Consider the following 7,558-nt stretch of genomic DNA (forward strand, 5'->3'; position numbering starts at 1 on the left):
TCTCCCACTACACCGACTGGACCATCGGCCACGTCCACGCCGGCGCCCTCGGCTGGGTCGCGATGATCACCATCGGCTCGCTCTACCACCTGATTCCCAAGGTCTACGGGGTCGAGAAGATGCACAGCGTCGGCCTGATCAATGCGCACTTCTGGCTGGCCACCATCGGCACCGTGCTGTACATCGCCTCGATGTGGGTCAACGGCATCACCCAGGGCCTGATGTGGCGCGCGGTCAACGAGGACGGCACGCTGACCTACTCCTTCGTCGAGTCGCTGGTGGCCAGCCATCCGGGCTTCATCGTGCGCCTGGTCGGTGGCGGGTTCTTCCTCACCGGCATGCTGCTGATGAGCTACAACACCTGGCGCACGGTACGCCAGGCGCGCCCGGAAGGAATCCTCGCGGCGGCCCGCATGGCCTGAGCCGCGACAGCGCGTCCCTTCCCTTCCCGAGCCTCGCCCGCCACGCTGCGGGCAAGGCTCGACAGCCGACGAGGAGAATCATCATGGAATTCAGCTGGAGCGAGATCCTGCTGGAGCTGCTGGCGGTCGCCGTGCTGTTCTTCGGCGTGCATTGGAGCCTGCGCCACGCCAAGACCCTGGACCAGGCGAGCATGCTGCCGTTCGCCGACGACGAGGAGGTGGCCCGCCGGGTCGAGCGGGAAACCGGCAGGAGCCGCACCGGCTGCGGCTGTCCCGGTCGCTGCCAGGGCGACTGCCGGCACTGGGACAAGAATTGGCCGGCATGACGCCGGCCAGTCGCTTCAGGGCTTTATCTTCTTCAGCTCGTTGAGCAGTTCCAGCAACTGCGCGAGCTTTTCCTCGCCGAACCGCTCCTGGATGCGCTGGTAGTTCTTCTCCATGTCGCCGCTCATGGAGACGAAGCACTGCTGGCCCTTCTCCGTCAGGTTCACGTAGACCCGCCGCTGGTCCTTTGGCGCCTTCCAGCGCCGGACGATGCCGTCGCGCTCCAGGCGCGCCAGCACGCCGGTCATGCTCGGGCGCAGGATGCAGGCCTGGTTGGCCAACTGGTAGCTCTCCATCTCGCCCTGCTGGCGCAGGATGCGGATCACCCGCCACTGCTGCTCGGTGAGGCCGTGCTGGTTGAGGGAGGGACGGAAGAAACTCATCGCGGCTTCGCGAGCCTGCAACAGGGTCAGGGTCAGGGAGGGTCTTGGCGTTGACATAGGGTCCGAGCTTGGATGACTGGTTTCGAAAGTGCAGAAGAGTAGCGGAAAAAACACAGGCTGCATGCGGGTATGCAGAAGGAAATCAACGGTTTCCGCCGTGCAGGGCCAAGCCCAGTGCGAGCAGGCTGCCGACGCCGCAGACGGCCATCACCAGCGCCATCGGCAGCACGCCGGGCAGCGCCAGCCAGCCGACCGCCAGGCTGGCCAGGCAGCCGAGGCCGAACTGCCCGGACACCGCCACCGCCGAAGCCGCCCCGGCCTGTCCGGGATACAACGCCAGCAGGCTGGCGATGCAGTTGGCGCCGAGCAGGCCGGTGACGCTGACGAAGCACAGCAGCCCCGGCACCAGCGCCCACAACCCGCCCCGCTCGCCGAGCGCCGCATAGCCGAGGAGGAACAGCCCGGACAGGCAGGCCAGCAGGCTGCCGGCCCGCAGCAGCGGCCGCGGACCGTGGCGGCGCACCAGGCGCGCGCTGCACCAGGTGGCGAGCATCACGCCGAGGATGTTCAGGCCGAAGAACCAGCCGAAGCGCTCCGCGCGCACGCCGAAATGCTCGATGAACACGAAGGGCGCGGCGCTGATGTAGGCGAACATCCCGGCGAACGCCAGCCCCATGCACAGCACGTAGCCCAGCGCGCGACGGTCGCCGAGCAGCCGCCCATAGGCGAGAAAGGCCTGGGCCAGGCTGCCGCCGCGGCGCTCCGGCGGGTGGCTTTCGGCGACCCGCCAGACCGCCAGCAGGCAGAGCCCGGCGAACAGCGCCAGGACCACGAACAACGCGCGCCAGCCGGCCCAGAGCATCAGGTAGCCGCCGAGCAGCGGCGCGGCCAGCGGTGCCAGCATGGTCACCATGTGCATCAATGCCAGCATCCGGGCGGCCTCGCCCAACGGATAGAGGTCGCGCACCATGGCCCGCGCCAGCACCGACGCGGCGCCGCCGCCGAGGGCCTGGAGCACCCTCAGCAGGACCAGTTGCCCCGCGCTGTCGGCCAGCGCGCAGGCCAGGCTGCTGAACAGGTACAAGGCGATACCGGCCAGCAGCACCGGGCGCCGGCCGAAACGGTCGGACAAGGGGCCGTAGAACAGCATGCCGACGCAGAAGCCGACCAGGAAGCCGCTGATGCTCCGCTGCACCTGGGCATCGCTGGCGCCGAGATCGGCGGCGATCGCCGGCAGGCTCGGCAAATACATGTCGATCGACAGCGGGCCGAACGCCACCAGCGCCGACAACAGCAGCAACAGGCGTCGTTCGCCGCTTCCGACCTGAATCCTCGATGCACTCGCAGGCACGCTCGCCCTCCTCTTCTTCGCCTTTCGGTCCAGACGACACCGCCGTGCACGCGGATGCAAGTTCGCCGTCCGGGAAATCCTCGCGCCGCGACCTCGTTCACCCTGGCAGCGCGCGGGCCTGGCTCCTTTCGCGGGCCGACAACGTTAACAGATTAACCAAATGCGCAGAAGGCGAAAGATTCCAGGCTGGCTTCGCTCTCCAGCGCCTTACCGTCAATGCTCGATGAGCATGGAAAGGGGCAGAGGCTAGCGAAGCTTCCGGGAGGATCGCCAACACTTCATTAACAAGTTAACAATATGCTAAAACTCACCGTGCAATCGGCGTCACCCATACCTACAAGAACAACAACCAAGGGAAGAATCGATGATCACGGCATGCCCCCGCCCGTGCGCCTGGCGCTGCTATGCGCTTGGCCTCGGCCTCCTGCCCCTCGCCGCGCAAGCGGAATTCCTCGCGGACAGCAGCGCCCACCTCGACCTCCGCAACTTCTACCAGTTGCGCGACTACCGCCAGCACGATGCGCCCCAATCGCAGGCCGGCAACTGGTCGCAGGGCTTCGTCCTGCGCCTGCAATCCGGTTTCACCGGCGGCCCGCTCGGCTTCGGCCTGGATGCTACCGGGCTGCTCGGCGTCAAGCTCGACTCGGGACGCGGGCGTAGCAACGATGGCACGCTGCCGTTCGGAGCGAATTCGAAGGAGCCGGTGGACGACTACAGTCACCTCGGCCTGACCGCCAAGCTGCGCTATTCGCAGACCCAGCTACAGGTCGGCATCCTCATGCCGCAACTGCCGGTGGCGTTCCGCGACGACGTGCGCCTGTTGCCGCAGACCTTCGACGGCGCGCTGCTGACCTCCAGCGAGATCGAGGGTCTCACCCTCACCGCGGGGCAATTGTGGAAGTCGCGCACTCGCGAGTCGGCCGGCAGCGACGACATGTACATCATGGGCCGCGACAAGGCCCACGCCAGCGACGAGTTCAATCTCGCCGGCGCGACCTACGCCTTCACCCCTCGGCTCAGCGCCAGCTATTACTACGGCCAGCTCAAGGACATCTACCGGCAGCACTATCTCGGCCTGCTGCACACCCTGCCGCTGGGCGAAGGGCTGTCGCTGCGCAGCGACCTGCGCTACTTCGACAGCGGCGAAGACGGCGCGGCGATCTCCGGGCCGGTGGACAATCGCAACCTCAACGCCATGCTCACCCTGCGCGCCGGCGCCCACGCCTTCGGCATCGGTGTCCAGAAGATGATCGGCAACGACGCCTTTCCGGTGCTCAACGGCTACACCACGCCCTACGTGGCCAACCTCATGGCCTACCAGACCTTCACCCGACCGCAGGAGAAATCCTGGCAACTGCGCTACGACTACGACTTCGCCGGCCTCGGCCTGCCCGGCCTGAACCTCATGACCCGCTATGTACAGGGCCGCGACATCGACCGCGGCGCCGGCCGTGCCGACGACAGCGAATGGGAGCGCAACACCGACCTGTCCTACGTGATCCAGAGCGGACCGCTGAAGAGCGTCGCCTTGAAATGGCGCAACATCACCTACCGCAGCCGCTACGGTGCGGACCTGGACGAGAACCGCTTCATCGTCAATTACACGCTAAAGCTCTGGTGAAGCGCGGCCCCTTGGGGCCGCAGGCACCTCAATCCTCGAGTCGCAGTTGCAAATGCTGCTTCTTGCCCAGGCTCAGGCGCAGCCCGTCGACCTCGCCCGCCAGCGGCGCGTCCGGATCGCTGACCGGCGTGCCGTCCAGGCGCAGGCCGCCGCCGGCGGCGAGGCGGCGGACCGCGCTGCGGGAGGGCTGGATCGCGTGCTCCAGCAGCAGGTCGGTCAGCGACAGTCCCTGCGCCAGGCGCGCGCGGGATAGCTTCATCATCGGCAGGCCGCTGTCCCGCGTACCGTCGGCGAACACCCCGCGCGCGGCATCGGCGGCGGATCGCGCGGCGTGCTCGCCGTGCGCCAGGGCGGTGGCGGCATTGGCCAGGACCACCTTCGCTTCGTTCAGCTCGGCGCCCTGCAAGGCGCCCAGGCGGCGCACCTCATCCATCGGCAGTTCGCTGAACAGGGCGAGGAAGCGACCGACGTCGCGATCGTCGCAGTTGCGCCAGAACTGCCAGAAGTCGAACGGCGCCAGGCGCTCGGCGTTGAGCCATACCGCACCCTGCGCCGACTTGCCCATCTTGCGCCCGTCGCTGGTGGCCAGCAGCGGCATGGTCAGGCCGAACAGTTGGGCGCCGCCCTGGCGTCGCGACAGCTCCACGCCGTTGATGATGTTCGCCCACTGGTCGGCGCCGCCGAGTTGCAGGGTGCAGCCGCGCCGGCGCGACAGTTCGACGAAGTCGTAGGCCTGCAGCAGGGTGTAGCCGAACTCGAGGAACGACAGCGAATGCTCGCGGTCCAGGCGCTGCCTGATGGCGTCGAAGGTCAGCAGGCGGTTGATCGAGAAGTGCCGGCCGACCCGGTCGAGGAACTCCAGGTAGCCGACGCCGTCCAGCCATTCGGCGTTGTTCACCAGGCTGTCGTCGTGCAGTTCGACGTAGCGCGAGAAGACCCGGGCGATGCCGTCGATGTTGGCCTGGATCTGCGCCTCGGTGAGGATCGGCCGGCTCGAATCGCGGAAGCTCGGATCGCCGATCCGGGTGGTCGCGCCACCGATCAGCAGCAACGGACGGTGCCCGGCCTTCTGTAGCCAGCGCATCAGCATCAGGCCCTGCAGGTGGCCGATGTGCAGGCTGTCGGCGGTGGCGTCGAAGCCCAGGTAGGCGGTTGCCGGACCGGCGGCCAGGTGCGCGGCGAGGCCGTCGCGGTCGGTGCACTGGTGGACGAAGCCACGCTCTTCGAGCAGGGCGATCAGGTCTTGCTGATGGGTCGGGACGGACACGGGTATCTCCTTTGGCACGGTGGATGCCCGAGGAGACAGGTTGGGAGGGAGTTCACCGGACAGCAACCATATCCATACATATCAATTAGTTAGGAAGAATATATTTCCGCACCAGAAAATCCAGACAGGGCTTGCAGACCAGCAAAACCGGGGGGTCTGGTTTCTGATGCGGAAACTATTTTTGACGGGCGAGCCTATTTGGAGAGGGAGTGCCCAAATCCGCGACTGCTTCACGGTACACGCCTAACCCACCGTCGAGGCTAAGCCGATCATCACCAAAATTTGATGGCAAAACGCCTTGGCGCGATACTCTCGCACCCTTGCTAAGGAGAGCGCCCTTGACAATTAACATCGCAATCGCAACCTATGACTCAATCGTCTTAGGGTGCGACAGCCTATCGAGCATCGTCGAACAGGCAATTCTGCCGTTCCGAAATGACGCAACCTTTGCCAGAGACGCGAATGGTCAAGAATTGATTGATGCTTCAGGAGAGAAGGTTGTGTCCACTGCGTACCTGCAGCCGTTCGTCACCAACGTTTTCTCTGGAGCACAAAAGATGTTCCTCCTCTACGAAGATGAGGATACCTCTGTCGCGGCCGTAACCGCTGGCATGGCGACGTTGAATGGTGTGACGATTGCAGGTTTCGCCAAGAAGTTCAGTCGCCTCTGTGCATCGGAGAGCCGTCGTTACCGGACGGTAGAGCAGGTCGCAAAGGACTTTATGGCGGCTGTTCGTCAGGAGTGGGAAAAGCAGGTCAACTACCAGAATTGCCCAGAAGAACAGAAGCCCTATATGCCAGACGTTCAATTTATTGTCGGTGGCTATGGAGCAGACGATGAGACGAGTAAGGTTTACAAGATATTCGTCAAAGATTTGACGATCGAGGAGCAGTTTCTTTGGCAGACACGCTCAGGCGCGTGTTTCGGCGGGCAGTCTGATTTTGTAGAGAGGCTTCTTGTTGGGGTGGATGGCAGAATTGTCGAATCTGTCAGTGGAGTGATAAATCGCGAGATCGAATCGCGCACCCGACAAGCGGCTCAATCGGTGGTTGATCAGCTGCTGGCCGCAGGTGTCAATATCCCTGAAGGCTTCACGTTCGAGGCGCCTCAAAGAGAAATGAATCTCCCCTGGTGGGATTGCGTTGCAGATATTGACTTTGGAAATCTCCCAACCCAGTATGCAGTTGAGCTAGCTGAATTGCTGGTGAACTTGCAGTCAGGGATGCAGCGGTTCGCCAACGGTGTAGCTACCGTTGGAGGAAGAACCCACATTGGTGTGCTCAAGAGAGGCGAGAAATTCGCAATGCTCAATGAGCCAAAACTGGTTCACAACCATACGGGCTATTCACATGACCTCTAACTATCGTGACGTTTCTGGGCAGATCGGCAGATCCAGCCAAAATGACCGAAATAGTCGCTCACGCCAAATTTCCTGTTCGGATAGGAGCGGGGCAATCCCATCCTCTCAAGACATAAGGCGCGCCCCCTCTGCGCCAACCCAGATTCGTGACTGCATAGGCACCTATCGAAACGGTCTTATCGCCGTGGACTAGAAACCTAGCTGAAACCCCGCCTCGGCGGGGTTTCCATTTGTATGCAAGCGCTTGCTCTCAATCAGCGCTCTACCTCGTAGACGCCCCGCACGGTTCGCCATGACCCCATTCAAAATGGGTAGTCTACACGCCGCCCGCCTCCGGCAGAGGATACCTGGCCTTGATCTCCTCGACCTTGGCGATCCAGGCAGAGTAGTCCGGTTCCACGCCGGCCTTGATAGCGTCGAACTCGGCCTCGGTCTTGAGCGGGTCACTCTCTAGACGGTAGGCATTCGCCCGCGCTGCGGCGGCGGCATCGCACTCAGCCTGCCAGCGTTCTTGCGCCTGCTGTTCAGCGGTCTTTAACTTGCTCCAGTCGATCATCGCGGTAACTCCACCGGGCCGTCGGCCTCGATCAGCAACGGTTCAGGGAAGCGAGCAGCGGCACTGGCATCAGCGGCCAGCGGGAACCGCAGGGTTAGTTCCAGCCGTCCATCCCTTCGCGCCACAGGACCAGCGAATAACTCCGATCCAATGGCCTCGGTCGGCAACTCGCCGCCCTCCGGGAGCGGAGTGAAGTCGAACGCCTGGCCGTTCACGGTGAGTACATCGCCAGCCCTGCTCAGCGACAGGTGCTCGTCGCTGCCTGGCAGTGGT

At 64.0% G+C, this 7,558-nt stretch carries 9 protein-coding genes; 4 read left to right on the forward strand and 5 right to left on the reverse strand.

Going from position 1 to position 7,558, the window contains the following annotated elements; genetic code table 11:
- Both HMPREF2581_RS05060 and HMPREF2581_RS05065 read left to right on the forward strand, forming a co-directional pair.
- A partial coding sequence (locus tag HMPREF2581_RS05060; protein ID WP_177343987.1) for a cbb3-type cytochrome c oxidase subunit I occupies positions 1-422 on the forward strand: 422 nt, incomplete at its 5' end.
- Positions 423-505: 83 nt separating this feature from the next.
- Positions 506-748 (forward strand): hypothetical protein, encoded by a 243-nt coding sequence (locus HMPREF2581_RS05065; RefSeq protein ID WP_003093468.1) that lies wholly within the window; start codon positions 506-508, stop codon positions 746-748.
- 15 nt (positions 749-763) lie between these two features.
- Here the strand turns inward: HMPREF2581_RS05065 and hpaR are convergent, their stop codons facing one another.
- Positions 764-1,186, reverse strand: coding sequence for a homoprotocatechuate degradation operon regulator HpaR (gene hpaR / locus HMPREF2581_RS05070; RefSeq protein ID WP_003093470.1), 423 nt, complete (start codon positions 1,184-1,186; stop codon positions 764-766).
- Positions 1,187-1,271: 85 nt separating this feature from the next.
- Positions 1,272-2,480, reverse strand: coding sequence for a Bcr/CflA family multidrug efflux MFS transporter (locus tag HMPREF2581_RS05075; protein WP_003137551.1), 1,209 nt, complete (start codon positions 2,478-2,480; stop codon positions 1,272-1,274).
- Positions 2,481-2,844: 364 nt separating this feature from the next.
- Here HMPREF2581_RS05075 and HMPREF2581_RS05080 point away from each other — a divergent pair, with 364 nt between their 5' ends.
- Positions 2,845-4,101, forward strand: coding sequence for an OprD family porin (locus HMPREF2581_RS05080; RefSeq protein WP_003137550.1), 1,257 nt, complete (start codon positions 2,845-2,847; stop codon positions 4,099-4,101).
- A gap of 28 nt (positions 4,102-4,129) precedes the next feature.
- Here HMPREF2581_RS05080 and tyrS read toward each other — a convergent pair whose 3' ends face one another.
- Positions 4,130-5,368: a tyrosine--tRNA ligase gene (gene tyrS / locus HMPREF2581_RS05085; RefSeq protein WP_003137549.1), complete on the reverse strand. Its 1,239-nt coding sequence runs from the start codon at positions 5,366-5,368 to the stop codon at positions 4,130-4,132.
- 338 nt (positions 5,369-5,706) lie between these two features.
- Here tyrS and HMPREF2581_RS05090 point away from each other — a divergent pair, with 338 nt between their 5' ends.
- Positions 5,707-6,729: a hypothetical protein gene (locus HMPREF2581_RS05090; protein ID WP_019396596.1), complete on the forward strand. Its 1,023-nt coding sequence runs from the start codon at positions 5,707-5,709 to the stop codon at positions 6,727-6,729.
- Positions 6,730-7,045: 316 nt separating this feature from the next.
- On the opposite strand, the gene HMPREF2581_RS05095 is transcribed toward HMPREF2581_RS05090, so the two are convergent.
- A complete protein-coding gene (locus tag HMPREF2581_RS05095) occupies positions 7,046-7,285 on the reverse strand; it encodes a hypothetical protein (RefSeq protein WP_070867307.1) in 240 nt (79 codons plus the stop codon).
- Positions 7,282-7,558 (reverse strand): hypothetical protein (locus HMPREF2581_RS05100; protein ID WP_070867308.1); only part of this gene is annotated, 277 nt, incomplete at its 5' end. The genes HMPREF2581_RS05100 and HMPREF2581_RS05095, both read right to left, overlap by 4 nt.

The organism is Pseudomonas sp. HMSC057H01, from assembly GCF_001836405.1.
In the GTDB taxonomy this organism is placed as follows: domain Bacteria; phylum Pseudomonadota; class Gammaproteobacteria; order Pseudomonadales; family Pseudomonadaceae; genus Pseudomonas; species Pseudomonas aeruginosa.

What these genes read in the sequence shown, in the direction of transcription:
- HMPREF2581_RS05065 (WP_003093468.1), top strand. Translation starts at nt 506, where the DNA reads ATGGAATTCAGCTGGAGCGAGATCCTGCTGGAGCTGCTGGCGGTCGCC.
- hpaR (WP_003093470.1), bottom strand. Translation starts at nt 1,186, where the DNA reads ATGTCAACGCCAAGACCCTCCCTGACCCTGACCCTGTTGCAGGCTCGC.
- HMPREF2581_RS05080 (WP_003137550.1), top strand. Translation starts at nt 2,845, where the DNA reads ATGATCACGGCATGCCCCCGCCCGTGCGCCTGGCGCTGCTATGCGCTT.
- HMPREF2581_RS05095 (WP_070867307.1), bottom strand. Translation starts at nt 7,285, where the DNA reads ATGATCGACTGGAGCAAGTTAAAGACCGCTGAACAGCAGGCGCAAGAA.